This window comes from Streptomyces sp. HUAS YS2 (genome assembly GCF_033343995.1).
In the GTDB taxonomy this organism is placed as follows: Bacteria; Actinomycetota; Actinomycetes; order Streptomycetales; family Streptomycetaceae; genus Streptomyces; species Streptomyces solicathayae.
In genome coordinates this window covers 1,415,681-1,430,362 of the sequence record NZ_CP137573.1, presented here as the reverse complement: position 1 = coordinate 1,430,362, position 14,682 = coordinate 1,415,681, and the positions used below count along the sequence as shown (strand labels likewise).

Here is a 14,682-nt window from a genome sequence, read left to right as displayed (position 1 = left end):
ATCCGGTCCCCGGCACCCCACTGACCACGGAAAACGCTGGTGAAAGGCACCGCGAACCCCTGGTAGAGTTATCCATGTCGCCGCGGGGAACATCCCAAAGCGGCGAAAACACCTAGTCCGGGTGGCGGAATGGCAGACGCGCTAGCTTGAGGTGCTAGTGCCCTTTATCGGGCGTGGGGGTTCAAGTCCCCCCTCGGACACCAACGAAGACCCCCTGTTCCTCAGGGGGTCTTCTGCTTTTACGTGGTCGGAATTCGACCGAACCCGACCATCGGTGATCACCGCAACCATAAGATCCGACTCTGAATCGATGTCCCCAGGTGATGTCCCCAGGAGTCGAGATGAGATCTCAACCCGCTGTCCCCGTACCACCGCCCGGCTGTCCGGCACACGACAGTGGTGGCCGGGTGCCGCTCCACGGGCCGGAGTTCGCGGACGACCCGCAGGCGTACTACGCGTTCCTCCGCCACCAGGGGCCGACGGCTCCCGTGGAGATCGCACCCGGAGTCGAGGCGACGCTCGTCACCGACTACGCGACGGCACGGCAGCTGCTGCAGAACTCCGGAGCCTTGTTAAGCAAGGATTCACGCCGCTGGCGTGACCTGGGCGAAGGCCGGATCCCCCCGGACAGCCCGGTCGTACCGGTGCTGGGGTACCAGCCCCACTGCGTGTTCGCCGACGGAGCAGAGCACCACAGGCTGCGCCAGGCGATCACCGACAGCATGAACCGCGTCGACCCGGCTCGGCTGAACCGGGCCACCGAGCAGATCTCGGACTACCTCATCGCGCAGTTCAGCACCCGCGGATCCGCCGATCTACTCGGCGACTACGCCGGGCAGGTGCCGCTGCTCGTGTTCAACGAGATCTTCGGCTGCCCCGCGGAGATCGGCGACCGCATCGTGTACGGCGTCACCGGCATGTTCGACGGGGTCAAGGCCCGCAAGGCGATCGAGGTGCTGCACGGAGCCGTCGGCGATCTCGTGGCCCTCAAGCGGGCCGTACCGGGCGACGACGTCACCTCGTGGCTGATGCAACACCCGGCGGCGCTGAACGACGGGGAACTGCTCAACGAGCTCTGCGTGCTGTTCGTGACCGCCAACGAGCCACTGCGGAACCTCATGGGCAACACCCTGCACCGCCTGCTCACCCTTGACCGGCGTGCCCGGATGAACGTCCGGATCGACGACGCCATCAACGACACACTCTGGGTCAATCCGCCCATCCAGAACCTCGCCGCGCACTACCCGGTCGACGACATGACGTTCGCGGGTCGGCAGTTCCGCAAGGGCGATCTGATCCTGATCAGTTTCGCGGCCGCCAACACCGACCCGGCAATCACCGCGGCACGCGAGGAGCCCGGTAACCGCTCCCACCTGGGTTGGAGCGCCGGACCGCACGCCTGCCCCTCCAAGGAGCCCGCCCGGCAGATCACCGTGACCGCCATCGAGAACCTTCTGAGCCAGATCCCCGACGTCGAACTGGCGGTACCGGAGGCCAGCCTGACCTGGCGCCCGGGGCCGTTCAACCGGGCGCTGGCCGCACTCCCCGCCCGGTTCACCCCGGTCGCGGCCCAGCCCATGCGACGCCCCGCCCCGCAAGCGGCCCCCGCGCCCACCCCCGCAGGCCACAAGGCCGAACACAGCGGCCTGTGGAGCCAGTTCCTCACCTGGCTGAAGGGGTGACGATGCACACGGACGCAGCACTGGTCCTCTTCTCCGCAGGGGTGCTCCTCCTCGCCGCGATGCTGCTCGGCGTGTGGAAATGGCGGGCCATGGTGGCGTCACCGGACGGCCGGGCCCACCGGTACGTCGACGTCGCACACCAGGCCGCCCTGATGTACACCTTCGCGACCACCCTCATCGCGGGGCTCGTCCAGTTCTCCGCCTGGCCGCTCGCGGTGAACCTGAGCGCGGCCACCGTCGTCGTCTTCCTGTTCTCCGGGGCGATCGCCAGGTACACGTGGCTCGGCCTCCGGAAGGAGACCGTCAACCAGATGCGCGCCGCCCCGAGGGGCACGAACAACGTCATGTACGTGCTGGCGGTCGGTGAGATCGGCGGTGTCGGTGTCCTGCTCGCCGGTTTCGCCGCGGCGCAGCTGTGAATCGCTGAGGATCCGGGTCGTACGGGGCGTACGAGCGCGAGCCGTACCCCCGGGCTCCGGAACGCGTCTCGCCACCCGCCCTACGGCTTCCGCGCCGCCACCAGCCGGCACAGCGGGCTGCCGTTCTCCTGGCGGCCCAGCGACTCCATCGGGTGCAGGGTCACCTCGAAGCCCGCTCCGCGGAGGTCGTGCAGGACGTCGGCCAAGGGCCAGGTGCGGTAGTACATGTCGAACCTGGGGTGCCAGAGCGTGTTCCGCACCCGCATGCCCGCGTCGAAGGCCCACAGCGTCCAGTAGAGGCGGGAGCCGACGCGGGGTGGGGCCGGCTGGGGGAAGGCCAGCAGGCCGCCGGGGCGGAGGCTCGCGTGGAGCTGGGCGAAGAGGAGGGGGCGGTCGCGGGGGAGGAAGTGGCCGAAGGCGCCGAAGCTGACCGCCAGGTCGAAGACGGGGGAGAACGGGAGTCGCAGGGCGTCCGCGCGGACGAGCGCCGCCGTGGGGTGGTCGGTGCGGGCCCGGGCCAGCATGCCCGTGCTGAAGTCGACGCCCGTGACGCGGTCCGTGCACACCGCCTCCAGGACCGAGAGGCCCGCGCCTGTGCCGCAGCACAGGTCGAGGCCCGAGGCGAACGGGCCCAGCGGGCCCAGGGTCTCCGTCACCGCGGCGAGCAGGCGGTCGGAGGTGCGGAAGGGGGTCGCGTCGAACTTCGTCGCCAGCAGGTCGTAGCCGTGCTCGACGGACGACAGCGCCTGCACGGCGAGTTCGCGGAAGCTGGGGCCCTGGGGGGTGAACATCGTCGGTCAGCCTAGCTCGGGAAGGACCTGCCGGGGCCACGGTCCGTGCTGGGCGCGCGGGCGCCACTCCCGCGGGTAGCCGACCGAGACCTCCTCGAAGCGCACGCCGTCGTACTCGGTGGTGCGCGGGATGTGGAGGTGACCGTAGATCATCAGCTCCACGGGGAAGCGGACATGCCAGTCCGCCGTCAGTTCCGTACCGCACCACTGCGCGAACTCCGGGTACCGCAGGACGAACGTGGGGTCGCGGACCAGGGGGTAGTGGTTGATCAGGACCAGTCTCTGATCAGCGGTCAGTTCCAGCGCGGTCAGGCGTTGTTCCGTGTACGCCACCCGCTCCCTGCACCACGCGTCCCGGGTCGGCAGCGGGTCCGGGTGGAGCAGGCTCTCGTCCGTGCAGACGATGCCCGCCGCGTGCGCGACCGCGAGGGCCTGTTCCTTCGTCTCCGTGCCGACGGGGCGCCAGGTGTAGTCGTACAGGGTGAAGAGCGGGGCCACCGTCACCGGCCGGCCGTCCGGGCGGTGCCACACCGGGTACGGGTCCTCCGGTGTGTGGACGCCGAGGGTGCGGCAGATCTCGACGAGCCGCCGGTAGCGGGCCTCGCCGCGCAGGGTGACCGGGTCGCGGGGATGAGTCCACAGTTCGTGGTTGCCGGGGGTCCACACCACCGTCGAGAAGCGGCTCGCCAGCAGGGCGAGCGTGCGCTCGATGTCCTCGACGAACTCGCCGACGTCCCCGGCCACGATCAGCCAGTCGTCGTCCTCGGCGGGTTTCATCGCCTCGACGATCGCCCGATTGTCCGGATGCCCGACGTGCAGGTCGCTCACCGCCAGCAGACTGCCCATGTCGTCACAGTAATCGAGCAGCCGTCCGGAAGGAGCGAGTTCAGTCGATCACGCAGTGTCCCCGGTGGTCACCGAGGGTCCAGTTCGGGGCGGTGCCGGTGAGCTGGCAGGCCAGGAGGTAGAGCGGAATCGGCGGGGCGTACGGAGAGGTGTCGTCCGGGCGGTGGATCAGGCGCGGCCCGCGGTCGGGGATCACGGCGCCAGGGGCGTAGCAGGCGGGCATCGGCCAGGGCAGGTCCAGGTCGGAGCCCTCCGGGACCAGCCACCACCACCAGTCGCGGTCCGCGTACACGCAGCCCTTGGCCGGGAGCCGGGACAGGATGCGGAAGCCGTGCCGGGCGGGGACGCCGACCGCGTCGCAGCCCAGGTGCGTACGGAATCCGGGGGGTGCGACCAGCCTGATCTCGTCCCCGGACTCGCCGGAACGCGTGATACCGGCTTCCTCGGGGGAGGTGCGCGCCGTCGGGATGCGGCCCACGAGCGGCGAACGGCCGATGAGCGGGGTGCGGCGGCCGCGCGGGCCCAGCAGCGTGGCCATCGACCTCAGCACGGGAACTCCGTGCCGTGGGCGAGCTCCGCCCAGACCACGCGGCCGGTGCCGTGCCCGGTCGGGTCCGCGCCCCAGGCGCTGCACACGGCGTCGATCAGGAGCAGTCCGCGACCGCGCTCCTCCTCGCCGCAGTCCCGCATCCGGGGGCCGGCCGGGCCGCCCTCGTCGTGCACGGCTATGCGCAACCGGTCGTGTCCTTCGCGGAGTTCGCAGATCACGCGGGCGCTGGCGGTGTGCACGACGGCGTTGGTGACCAGTTCCGAGACGACCAGCGCGACGGTGTCGCGGATGTCCTCCCCGCAGCCCCAGAGCGTCAACCGTTCGTGGGCGAGCAGGCGGGCCCGGGCCACCGAGGAGGTGCGGGCCGGCAGCTCGAAGGTGAAACGCCGGACGTGCGGATGGGGGCGGCGATCGTCGGTCTGCGGCCGCGGGTCCATGGGCCGGGGGTCCATGAGTCTCGGGGTGAGCGCGTTACCAGAGGCCACGACCGGTTCCTAACAGTGGGGAAGCAGTGCCGAACGACGCCTTTCCCGGGGCGCAGCGCAGCAGCCGCGTGAACTGGGTCACCGGAATACTGTCCTCCCGACTCGGACACTTGGCAAGTGGCACTCTGAAAATTGCAGAGTGCGGTGTTCTCTCTGGCCTTCCCGCATGGCACACTCGTCGAAACAGTGCGTCGGGGAGGTCTGAGAGTGAGCGAGCCGCGGTCCGCCCCCACGGTGGGACAGGTCGTACTCGGCAAACGACTGCTGGACCTCCGCGAACGCGCGGGTCTCAAGCGCGAGGAAGCCGCCAAGATCCTCCGGGTCGCCCCGGCCACCATCCGCAGGATGGAGATGGCCGAGGTCGCGCTGAAGATCCCGTACGTGCACATGCTGCTCAAGGCCTACGGGGTCTCCGACGAGGAGGCCGACGGCTTCGTCCAGCTCGCGGAGGACGCCAACCAGCCCGGCTGGTGGCAGCGCTTCCACGACGTGCTGCCCGGTTGGTTCTCCATGTACGTCAGCCTGGAGGGGGCCGCCAGCCTCATCCGGGCGTACGAACCCCACTTCGTTCCCGGACTGCTGCAGACCGAGGGATACGCGCGCGGAATCATGCGCAGCGGAGCCGTCGGGGCCAGCCGGGCCGAGGACATCGAACGCCATGTCGCCCTGCGCATGGAGCGCCAGTCCCTGCTGACCAGGGAGGACGCCCCCAAGTTCTGGGTGATCATGGACGAGACGGTGCTCCGCCGGCCTGTCGGGGACGGCCCGGAAGTGATGCGCGCCCAGCTCGACCGGCTGCTCGAAGCGTGCGAGCTGCCGAACGTCACCCTGCAGATCGCGGAGTTCGCGTCCGGCCACCACCCCGGCACCTACGGACCGTTCGTCCTCTTCCGCTTCGCCGTGCCCGAACTCCCGGACATGGTCTACAGCGAGTACCTGACCGGCGCCGTCTACCTCGACGCGCGTCCGGAGGTGGCCTCACACCTCGAGGTCATGGACCGCATGGCGGCCCAGGCCGCGACTGCACAACGCACGAAGGAGATCCTCCGGGATCTCCGCAAGGAGCTGTGAATGATTCGCATATACAACGGCATGCCTGCCGCGGAGCTCGGTGCCGAGGGATGGCACAAGCCCTGGAGCGGCGGCAACGGGGGCAACTGCTTCGAGGCCATGAAGCTGGCCGACGGCAGAGTCGCCGTGCGACAGTCCGCAGACCCTGACGGCCCCGCGCTCATCTACACCCACGGGGAGATCGCCGCCTTCATCCAGGGGGCAAAATCCGGTCAGGCCGACTTCCTGCTCACCTGACCCCTTCCCTCACCCCCTTCACCTCGCGTACCCCTAGCAGTAGTTCCGCCAACTGTGGTTCGAGCAGCTACAGTTCCGCATCACCGAAACCACTGGAGCGCAGATGACCGGGCAGGACCCCGCCGCCGTACGGATCGACACCAGCAAGCCCCATCCCGCGCGGATGTACGACTGGTTCCTCGGCGGCAAGGACAACTACCCGGTCGACGAGGAGATGGCGCGGCAGCTGCTCACCGTGGACGCGCGGGGCCGGGACATGGCCCGCGTGAACCGCGCGTTCATGCACCGCGCCATCCGCTGGCTCAGCACCCACGGCGTGCGCCAGTACCTGGACATCGGCACCGGCATCCCGACCGAGCCCAACCTGCACCAGATCGCCCAGCAGGTCGCGCCCGAGTCGCGGATCGTCTACTGCGACAACGACCCCATCGTGCTCGCGCACGCCGCCGCGCTGCTGCGTTCGACGCCGGAGGGGGCCACCGAGTACATCCAGGCGGACGCGCGCGAGCCCGAGGCGATCCTCGAAAGGGCCGGAAAGGTCCTCGACTTCGAGCAGCCGATCGCCCTGTCGATGCTCGCCCTGCTGCACTTCGTCGGCGACGAGGACGGCGCGTACGAGCTGGTGGCGAAGCTGGTCGAGAAGCTGCCCTCGGGCAGCTACGTCGTCCTGTCCCACGTCACCGGCGACTTCGACCCGGAGGGCGCGGCGAAGGCCACCGCCATGTACAAGGCGCGCGGTCTGACCCTGCGCCCGCGTTCGCGCGACGAGCTCGCCCGCTTCTTCGACGGCCTCGAGTTCGTCGAGCCCGGCGTCACCCTCACCGCGGACTGGCACGCCGAGCTGGGTGAGCCCATCCCGGTCGCCGGCGACGACCCGATCCCCGGCTGGGCCGGCGTGGCCCGCAAGCCGTAGACGACCGCGGGCCACAACCGTAGACGAAGATCAGCGCCCGTCCGCCGGGGGCACCAGGGTGACGAGGAAGCTCCTCGCCGCTCCGGTGTTCCCGGCGGAGTCGATCGTGCGGTACTCGATCCGGTGCGTGCCGTAGTCCGGTGTCGCGTCGTCCCACGGAACGGCCCGGCTGCGGCCGAGCTTCCCGTACACGAGGTTGTCGACGACCGTGCCCGACGGCGAGAAGCGGAACGGCGCTTCGGCGTCCGTCGGCCAGCCGTAGTACGTGTACCAGCCGTCGCCGTCCACCCGGAACTGGCTCACCACGGGGCCCTCGCGGTCGTCGCGGGCGGTGAGCCGCATCGTGAACTCGCCGTCGTAGACGTACTCGACGGGCCGGCCAGGTCGCTCGACCGTGCGCAGGGGCGTGGACAGCTCGTACGCCGCCGTCGCGGGGCGGGCGTCCACCGTCCACCTCAACTCGGCGTCCGTGCCCGGGATCCGGGCCGTCAGGGTGTGGGTGCGCGGTGTCAGGCGCAGCGAACCCAGGTCCAGATCACGGTCGTTGCCGGGGTTGTCGATGATCCGCCCGTCCATCCGCCACTCGACGACGGGCATGCGGTCGAGCGGGTGAGTGGTGTCAGCGTGCACCGTGGCCCGCGCGCCGACCGCGGCCCCCGTCGGTGTGTGGCCGGTGAACGCGGCGGGGACCTCCTCCGGCTCCGTCGTCAGCGCGCGGTTCACCGTCCAGCTCACCGTGCGGGTCAGCGCCGCCGAGGCGCGGACGGCAGGGTCGCGGACGAAGGGCGTCGGGTCGGTGACCGTCGCGGTCAGCCGGTGCGCGCCGGGGGAGAGGTCCAGGCGGCGCAGGTCGAGGGTGCGCGCGTTCCGGGTGCTCAGTACGCGGCCGTCCAGCCGCCAGACGACGGACAGTTCGCCGCCCACCGGGTGCAGCGTGTCCACCCAGACGGTCCGGTCGGCGCCGATCGGGGCGGTGTCGGGGGTGTGGTCCTCGACGAGGTTCACCTTCGCGGCGATCGCCTGCACCATCACCTCGCGCTCCACCTGGTCGAAGGCGTAGCCGAGGGTCTTCATCAGCGAGTGCCGACTCGGCCGCCAGACCCCCTTCGTGCTGTACATCCCGCCCTCGTGACGGCCGATCACGCCTCCCGACTCGCTCTCCTCGCCCAACCACCGCCACCACTTGGCGCGTTGCGCGCGCATCTGCTCCTCGGTGAGCAGGGTGTGATGCGCGGAGGACGGCTCCGGACCCTCGTACGCCTCGCCGGGCACGCCCCGCGCGTAGTAGTCGTACTCGTCCTGGAGCCGGCCCAGCGAGTGGCCTATCTCGTGCGGGGTGATCAGCGAGGAGAGGGCGTTGCCGCCGGACGCGGTGGCGTAACTGCCGCCGGCGCCGCCGTACGTGTCGCTGTTGGCGAGCGCCACGATCTGCCGGTTGGCCGCCGTCGTACCGGGCACCAGGTCGGCCAGCTCGCCGGCGAGCCGGCTGTCGACGGTGAGCAGCCGCTGCACGCTCTGCGGGTTGCAGCCGCCCCAGAAGCCCATGCCGAGCGCGGTGTCGCGGCGCGGCGCGTCGAGCCCGGGGTCGCAGTCCACCCCCGACTCGGGCGAGGCGACCTCGACCGCCCAGACGTTGATGTACGAGCGGTACGAGGCGAAGGGCTCCACGCTCCACAGCACGCCCAGGTGCTCGTCGACGTCGGCGCGGAACGCGGCGCGCTCGTCCGCGGTGTAGCCGTCGCCCATGATCACCAGGTTGAAGCGCTTGTCGGCCGGGCCGGTCGTCCGGATCGGGACGACGGTGGCGGAAGCGGCGAGCGCCGACGGAGCGGCCGAGGCGCGGGCGGCCCCGGCCGCGGCCGGCCCGGCGCCCACCAGGCCGGCGGCCAGCAGACAGGCCGTGGTGAGTCCGGCCGCCGCTCTGCGAAGACGTGTGCCAGGAGAGGTCATGGGGCGCGAGGTTAGGGCGTGCACCGAGTGTCGTAAAGATGTTCGTCGGCCGTACATGGTGGCTGTACGCGACCGTTGCTGCGAGCTGGTCTTACGCTGCCCCCATGCACGTACTGAGCAGCAGGATCCTGCTCCGGCCGGGCGACCCGGAACGCTCCCGGCGGTTCTACGGCGAGACCCTCGGCCTCGCCGTGTACCGGGAGTTCGGGACCGGTACGGAGCGGGGCACGGTGTACTTCCTCGGCGGCGGGTTCCTGGAACTCTCCGGTCGCGCCGCCGCCCCGCCCCCGCCGGAGCCGCGGCTCTGGCTCCAGGTGGCGGACGTCCGCGCCGCGCACCGCGAGCTGGTGGCGCGTGGCACGGAGATCCTGCGGGAGCCGGTGGTGGAGCCGTGGGGGCTGGTGGAGATGTGGATCGCGGACCCGGACGGGGTGCGGATCGTGGTCGTCGAGGTGCCCGAGGACCATCCGCTGCGGTACCGGCCGTAGGCCCGGCCTTCGCCGTGAGGTGGACGTTCCGGACGGTCAGCCCGTGTGGCGGAAGCCGGCCGGCACCCTCGTCCTGAGTGTGGCCAGGAGCCGCCACACCCCCTCTGGTTCGTGGAGCTCGTGCAGGGCTTTGGAGAGGGCCAATTCATCGTCGTCGGGATCGAGCACGTCACGCAGCGCCCGCCAGGTGTTCTCGTAGTCCGCACACGCCTGCAGAACTGCGTGCTGCATCATCGAGTTGGGCAACGTTCCGCTGTGCTTGACCGCCTCGACCCATTGATCGCTTCGGCGGATGGGGGACACCGCGTTGGACGCCCCGCCGATGGCCCGGCTCACCATGCTCAGCCGCTCCCTGAAGGACCGCTCGAACCCTGAAATGCTGTCCTTCGCATCCCCGATCCCGAACCATGTCGCGTCGTCCAGGAGGTCGTCCAGTTCGGGCAGCGTGGTGGGAAGGCCGTACTTCGCCAGCAACGTCGAGTCGGCGATCGCCCTGACGGTCTGCACGAGCTTCTCCCGGTCGCGCCAGTCCTGGCCTTGGTCGGCGGCCACGCGATGGACTCCCTGCCAGACCAGTCTCTCGGTCGTGAACCAATCGGTGATCAAGTACGTCTCTGCGGGGAGGAGCCTCCCGCGCAGACGCCACATGTGCTCCATGACCTGTGCGGTGCCACTCAGCATCTGTCGGTCGTACGCCATCATCTCGACCCGCAGCGGACGCGGGGGCCGGTCGCGGTCGGGGGCGTCATGGGGATAGGTCTCGCGCTCGAAGCGGAGGAACCGGGGGTGCGGGCGCAGTGCTTCGAGATCCGGATCTTCTATGAGCAGCCAGGAGCGTGTGATCGGGTGAAAGCCGGTCACGTCCGCTCTCGCGGCAGCCTCGAGTTCCTCCACGGCCAGCCGGGCGAGGAGGTCCAGTTCGGACTCGTCCTCATGGCCGCGCATCGCCGCCGCATAGATGCAGGCCGTGTTGTAGCTGTCCTGCCACGGCCGGGGAAGCCATAGCTGCCAGGTTCTGAGCCGTTCCGTCGTCCACCGCCACATCCCCCAGCCTCTCGCCTCCTCCACTCGGTTCTTGAGCTCCTTCCCCGGCATCGGCCAAGAAAGTTCATTTCGCAATCCTCCTACCCAGCCCTCTTCGGTCTGCTTCACGGCCCATGCCAGACGCAGAGGCGCCCAGACGTCCCGGTTGATTCGGAGCGAGGTCCACGTGAGCCCTCTGCTCCGCCGTCTGCTGGGGTTCCTGAGGAAGCGGAGGAGCGGATAGTCGTTGACGAGTTGGTACATCTCCTCTTGGCAGGCGAGCTGGAATATCAAGCTGACCTTCCTCGGGTCGAGACGGTCTTCCCCGAGCTCGTCCGCGAGCCACTTCCTGGCGCTCTTTTCAGTGAGGATGGGATTCTTCTCCCCGGGGGGCGTGAGGTGGATCAGCGTCGGCCAGTATCTGTCGACGAGCGAGGGGGCCAGCGACCTGCGGATCTCCCTTCGGGTATGTGCGCGACGCGGACACTTACGGCCATCGGCAGGGTCCACGGTCGGTCTGCACCACTCGTCAGCGGTGCGTTCGGCCATACCGAGCACGACCGCATAGCGGAACCGCGCTTCGAGCAGGCCATTGCGCCACCACCGGTAGCGCCGGCAGAACGATCGACGTGGATTCCAGGAACCCCTTTTCAGGCGGGCGCTCCGCTGTTGCCTGCTCTGCCCGTCCAGGAGGATTGCGCCGTGATAGGTCTCGAGCGCGTCGAGATGCAGCCAGAGTTTCTCCTGCGTTCCCGCGATCTGCGTGCGCAGGTGCAGATTCGTGGGATCGAGCCGCAGTGCCGCGTAATAGCGGTCGAGGGCATCGTCGAACTTCCGCTCGTGGCTCAGCTCCCTTGCCTCCTGGTAGGCGGCAAACAGTTCGGGCTGCAGGTTCCGCCCGCGCCATTCCTCCCAGGGCGCCCTCCGGCTTGCCTGCGTGACCGGAACCAGCGCTGCCATCACCCAGTACCCGGCAGCCCGCACCGCGTCCTCCCAGGTCTGGTGCCACAGGGTTTCCGTGCGGCTGCCTCGCATCGCGTAGGAGGTGACGGTGACGGTGATGCCGAACGCGGGTTCCTGCTCCCGTACGCGCAGCACGCCGCGCACTGTGTAGGCGACCTTCGGCCGGAGGCGGCTGAACAAGCGCAGGATGCTCGTGCCCAGTTTCTTCGGCTCGAGGTCGATGTCGCCGAGCAGATCGAGGAAGTTCTCTGCCGGGGATTCCGCGGGGAGCGCTGACGGGGGATAGAGGTTCGTCTCCGACAGCTGTTTGCGCAACTGGGCGGTAAGACCCTCGAGGCAGGGTTCGCCCTCCGTGGTCGAGGAGACGAGTTGCTGTACATCCACCGGCCCGGGCTTGTACGCGTTGCGCTGGAGCATCCAACGGCGCAACGTCATGAAGGAGAGAGTCAGGAGGAGAACGCACAACAGACGGAGACTCAGGCCGGCTCCGCCCTTGCCGCCCGTCACGAGCCGCTCGGCGCCTTCGAAGAACCGCATGAAGCACTCGGAGACGGCCTGGAACCAGCCGGGCCAGTCCGCCGAGGCCTGCCAGGCCGGTGACACCCAGCCCACACCGGAGACGGCAGTGATGAAGAGGACGACAGAGAGGGCCGCTACAGCGCCTGCCCGCATCACATGGGGGACGGGCAACGATGACGCGTCGACAGGGGAGTGCCGCTCGGAACGAGAGGACATGGCGACCTCTGGTAGTCCTGGCTGTCACTCACCAGTCTTCTACGCTTTGGACGCGGAGCAAGTCGATCAGGCCGGCCCGACGAAGCGGCCGGCCCGTCGGCGTCCCGGCTCAGCCCAGGTCGAGAGAGTTGGGCAGGCCCAGGCGGTAGCGGAGGCGGTCGTGGCGCTTGAGGGCCTCGATCTCCGGGGCGCGGAACAGCGGCTGCACGGTGCAGCGTGGCGCGGTCGAACCGGCCCGGTCCAGAAGGGCGTTGACCGCCTGGCGGGCCGAGGTGTTGGCGCCCTCCATGGTCGCCAGGTCGATCGGGACTGCGACGTAGTCGCCGGCCAGGAACAGGTTCGGGACCTTGGTCGCCGCCGAGGGGCGCAGGTGGTACGTGCCGACGGGGTGGATCAGCAGCTCGTCCTCGTTGACCGGGTTCGGCCCGCCGATGCCGGACACCCCCGGGTCCAGGAACCACGAGTGCAGGTCGGCGTCCTTCAGCACCGTCCGGCCGGTGTCGTTGAGCGCGGCCTTCAACTGCGCCCACACCTCCTTGGCGACCTGCTCGCGGGTGCACTCCTTCGCCGTCTTCCCGTACAGGATCCCCGGCTTGCCCCACTCGGAGATGTCCACGGACAGGCAGTCGACGACCGAGCCGTCGCCGTACACCTCCGCGAACGAGCCGCCGGTCCAGTGCCGGGCCTGCGCGATCGCGGTCAACGACCAAGGTGAGTCGATGCAGTTGAGGTGCCCGTCGACGGTCGGAGGCCGGGCGGTCAGATAGAACTGGATGCCCGTCATCCAGTCGGTCTGCAGCCGGTCGCAGCGCGCCAGCATGGGGTCGGCTGCGCGCAGCGCGGCGCCCCAGGTGCGGCGGGCGTGCTCGACGGGGAGCGCGCAGACGTAGTGGTCGGCGACGACGGAGTGCCGGGCGCCGTCCGGGTCGTCGACGAGCGCCGCGGTGATCCGCCCGGAGCCGTACGCGAGCTCGCGCAGCGACCAGCCGAGCTCGAACTCGACGCCCAGGGTGCGCAGGTGGGCCACCCACGGGTCGATCCACGCCTCGTTGGTGGGGGCGTTGAGGATCCGGTCCGGCGGACCGTCCGCGCCGCGGCCGAGCGCGTTGAAGACGAACGCCTCGCCGAGCGTGCCCACGGTCCGCGTGCTGGCCTCCTCCGCCTTGGTGGCGACGATGTTGCGGGTGACACCGATCGCGAGGATCCGCTGGTACGTGACCGACATCTCGGCCGCCCTGGTGAACGTCCACCACGGGGTGCGCTCCCAGACGTCGTCGCGCCGCTCGTCGCAGCTGGTGAGGAAGACCAGGGCGCGGTTGACGAAGTACGCGGCCTCGTGGAGCGGGATGCCGCGCGCGGTCTCCACGAACGCGGTCAGCGCCCGGCGGACGTCGTCCAGGGTGAGGTCGGCGGGTCGCTCGCCCGGCCACGGGATCGGCGCGCGCAGGTCCTCCGCGCCGGACCGGGCGAACATCATCTCGGGCGGGGCGACGAGGTTGTCCCACACGCCGTGGGCGTTGCCGGGGAACGGGATGCGGCGCATCGTGTCCGGGAGGTTGTGGTAGATCCCCGGGATGAAGCGGAAGCCGTGCTCGGCGGGGAGCGGGCGGCGGGCGCCGCGCGCGCTGTCGGGAACGTCCATGGAGCGGGCCTTGCCGCCGAGGGCGCGGCGTTCGTACACGGTGACCCGGAAGCCGCGTTCGGCGAGTTCGTGCGCGGCGGTGAGCCCGGCGACGCCGCCGCCGAGGACCGCGACGGACGGGCCGGCGGCGGTGCTCGTGCCCGGAGCGGCGCCGGCGGCTGCGGCCGGCGCCGCGCCGACTGCCACCGCTCCCGCCCCGGCGGCGGCCGCGGCGCCCGCCGCCACGAAGGTGCGTCGAGAGGTGCCCGTACGGTCCATGCCCCAACCCCTTTACCGGCGGTAACTGTCGCGTCCGGCGCAGGAATATACGGCCGCCCCGCACCCCCCGGAAGCACCGTGCGGGCCCAAAGAGCACGATGGCGCGATCCCGCCGCCCGGGGCGCGCGGCCGGGTCCGCCCCGCCCACGCGACAATGGGCCCATGGCACGTCGCACCCGTCGCAGCACCCGCCCCGCCCCCGCCCGCACCCCGGCCTCCCCCACGGTCACGGCCGGCTCACCCTGCCCGTGCGGGCTCACCGCCCCGTACGGCGAATGCTGCGGGCGCTTCCACTCCGGCACGGCGAACGCCCCCACCGCCGAGCGGCTGATGCGCTCGCGCTACAGCGCCTTCGTCGTCCGCGACGAGGCGTACCTGCTGCGCACCTGGGCACCGCGCACCCGGCCAGCCGAGGTCGACTTCGACCCGGGCATGCGCTGGACCGGCCTGGAGATCCGCGAGACGACCGAGGGCACCGCGTTCCACCAGCACGGCACGGTCACCTTCGTCGCCGACTACACCCTCGGCGGCGCCGCCGGCTCCCTCCACGAACGCAGCCGCTTCGAGCGGCACGACGGCGCGTGGGTGTACGTCGACGGGGACTTCATCGAGTAGGGCCCCCTCCCGGT

At 70.3% G+C, this 14,682-nt stretch carries 14 protein-coding genes and 1 tRNA gene; 8 read left to right on the top strand and 7 right to left on the bottom strand.

The features are described 5' to 3' along the window. Positions 1-115 precede the first annotated feature (115 nt). The 3 genes from R2D22_RS06665 (at position 116) to R2D22_RS06655 (ending at position 2,101) form a co-directional block, all read left to right on the top strand. A tRNA-Leu gene (locus tag R2D22_RS06665) sits at positions 116-203 on the top strand. A 138-nt stretch (positions 204-341) separates the two neighbouring features. After that, the gene (locus R2D22_RS06660) at positions 342-1,682 is read left to right on the top strand and encodes a cytochrome P450 (protein ID WP_318101892.1); all 1,341 of its coding nucleotides are present in this window, start codon (positions 342-344) and stop codon (positions 1,680-1,682) included. A 2-nt stretch (positions 1,683-1,684) separates the two neighbouring features. After that, entirely contained in the window at positions 1,685-2,101 is a 417-nt protein-coding gene (locus tag R2D22_RS06655; RefSeq protein WP_318101890.1) for a hypothetical protein, read from the top strand. An 80-nt stretch (positions 2,102-2,181) separates the two neighbouring features. On the opposite strand, the gene R2D22_RS06650 is transcribed toward R2D22_RS06655, so the two are convergent. Genes R2D22_RS06650 through R2D22_RS06635 form a run of 4 tightly spaced genes read right to left on the bottom strand, consistent with a single transcriptional unit; the run spans position 2,182 to position 4,773 of the window. After that, the gene (locus R2D22_RS06650) at positions 2,182-2,892 is read right to left on the bottom strand and encodes a class I SAM-dependent DNA methyltransferase (protein WP_318101889.1); all 711 of its coding nucleotides are present in this window, start codon (positions 2,890-2,892) and stop codon (positions 2,182-2,184) included. 6 nt (positions 2,893-2,898) lie between these two features. Then, a complete protein-coding gene (locus R2D22_RS06645) occupies positions 2,899-3,738 on the bottom strand; it encodes a metallophosphoesterase family protein (RefSeq protein ID WP_318101888.1) in 840 nt (279 codons plus the stop codon). A 40-nt stretch (positions 3,739-3,778) separates the two neighbouring features. Then, entirely contained in the window at positions 3,779-4,288 is a 510-nt protein-coding gene (locus tag R2D22_RS06640) for a hypothetical protein (protein WP_318101886.1), read from the bottom strand. Further along, positions 4,282-4,773 carry an ATP-binding protein gene (locus R2D22_RS06635; protein ID WP_318101885.1) on the bottom strand — a complete coding sequence of 164 codons (492 nt, stop codon included), beginning with the start codon at positions 4,771-4,773 and terminating at the stop codon, positions 4,282-4,284. Before R2D22_RS06635 ends, R2D22_RS06640 begins: the two co-directional genes overlap by 7 nt. A gap of 207 nt (positions 4,774-4,980) precedes the next feature. Between R2D22_RS06635 and R2D22_RS06630 the strand changes: the two genes are divergently transcribed. The 3 genes from R2D22_RS06630 to R2D22_RS06620 all read left to right on the top strand — a co-directional run bounded on the left by R2D22_RS06630 (position 4,981) and on the right by R2D22_RS06620 (position 6,994). Next, on the top strand, positions 4,981-5,844 hold the full coding sequence (locus tag R2D22_RS06630) for a helix-turn-helix domain-containing protein (protein WP_318101883.1): 864 nt from the start codon (positions 4,981-4,983) through the stop codon (positions 5,842-5,844). Continuing rightward, entirely contained in the window at positions 5,845-6,081 is a 237-nt protein-coding gene (locus tag R2D22_RS06625) for a DUF397 domain-containing protein (protein WP_318101882.1), read from the top strand. It abuts the gene before it with no gap. A gap of 103 nt (positions 6,082-6,184) precedes the next feature. Continuing rightward, a complete protein-coding gene (locus R2D22_RS06620) occupies positions 6,185-6,994 on the top strand; it encodes an SAM-dependent methyltransferase (protein ID WP_318101880.1) in 810 nt (269 codons plus the stop codon). Positions 6,995-7,024: 30 nt separating this feature from the next. Here R2D22_RS06620 and R2D22_RS06615 read toward each other — a convergent pair whose 3' ends face one another. Then, positions 7,025-8,944: a M64 family metallopeptidase gene (locus R2D22_RS06615; protein WP_318101879.1), complete on the bottom strand. Its 1,920-nt coding sequence runs from the start codon at positions 8,942-8,944 to the stop codon at positions 7,025-7,027. Between the two features lie 104 nt (positions 8,945-9,048). Between R2D22_RS06615 and R2D22_RS06610 the strand changes: the two genes are divergently transcribed. Further along, entirely contained in the window at positions 9,049-9,432 is a 384-nt protein-coding gene (locus R2D22_RS06610) for a VOC family protein (RefSeq protein ID WP_318101878.1), read from the top strand. A gap of 36 nt (positions 9,433-9,468) precedes the next feature. On the opposite strand, the gene R2D22_RS06605 is transcribed toward R2D22_RS06610, so the two are convergent. Both R2D22_RS06605 and R2D22_RS06600 read right to left on the bottom strand, forming a co-directional pair. Continuing rightward, positions 9,469-12,153: a hypothetical protein gene (locus R2D22_RS06605; protein WP_318101877.1), complete on the bottom strand. Its 2,685-nt coding sequence runs from the start codon at positions 12,151-12,153 to the stop codon at positions 9,469-9,471. Positions 12,154-12,262: 109 nt separating this feature from the next. Then, positions 12,263-14,053 carry a hydroxysqualene dehydroxylase gene (locus R2D22_RS06600; protein ID WP_318101876.1) on the bottom strand — a complete coding sequence of 597 codons (1,791 nt, stop codon included), beginning with the start codon at positions 14,051-14,053 and terminating at the stop codon, positions 12,263-12,265. A gap of 162 nt (positions 14,054-14,215) precedes the next feature. Between R2D22_RS06600 and R2D22_RS06595 the strand changes: the two genes are divergently transcribed. Beyond that, the gene (locus R2D22_RS06595; protein ID WP_318101875.1) at positions 14,216-14,668 is read left to right on the top strand and encodes a YchJ family protein; all 453 of its coding nucleotides are present in this window, start codon (positions 14,216-14,218) and stop codon (positions 14,666-14,668) included. Positions 14,669-14,682: the final 14 nt, after the last annotated feature.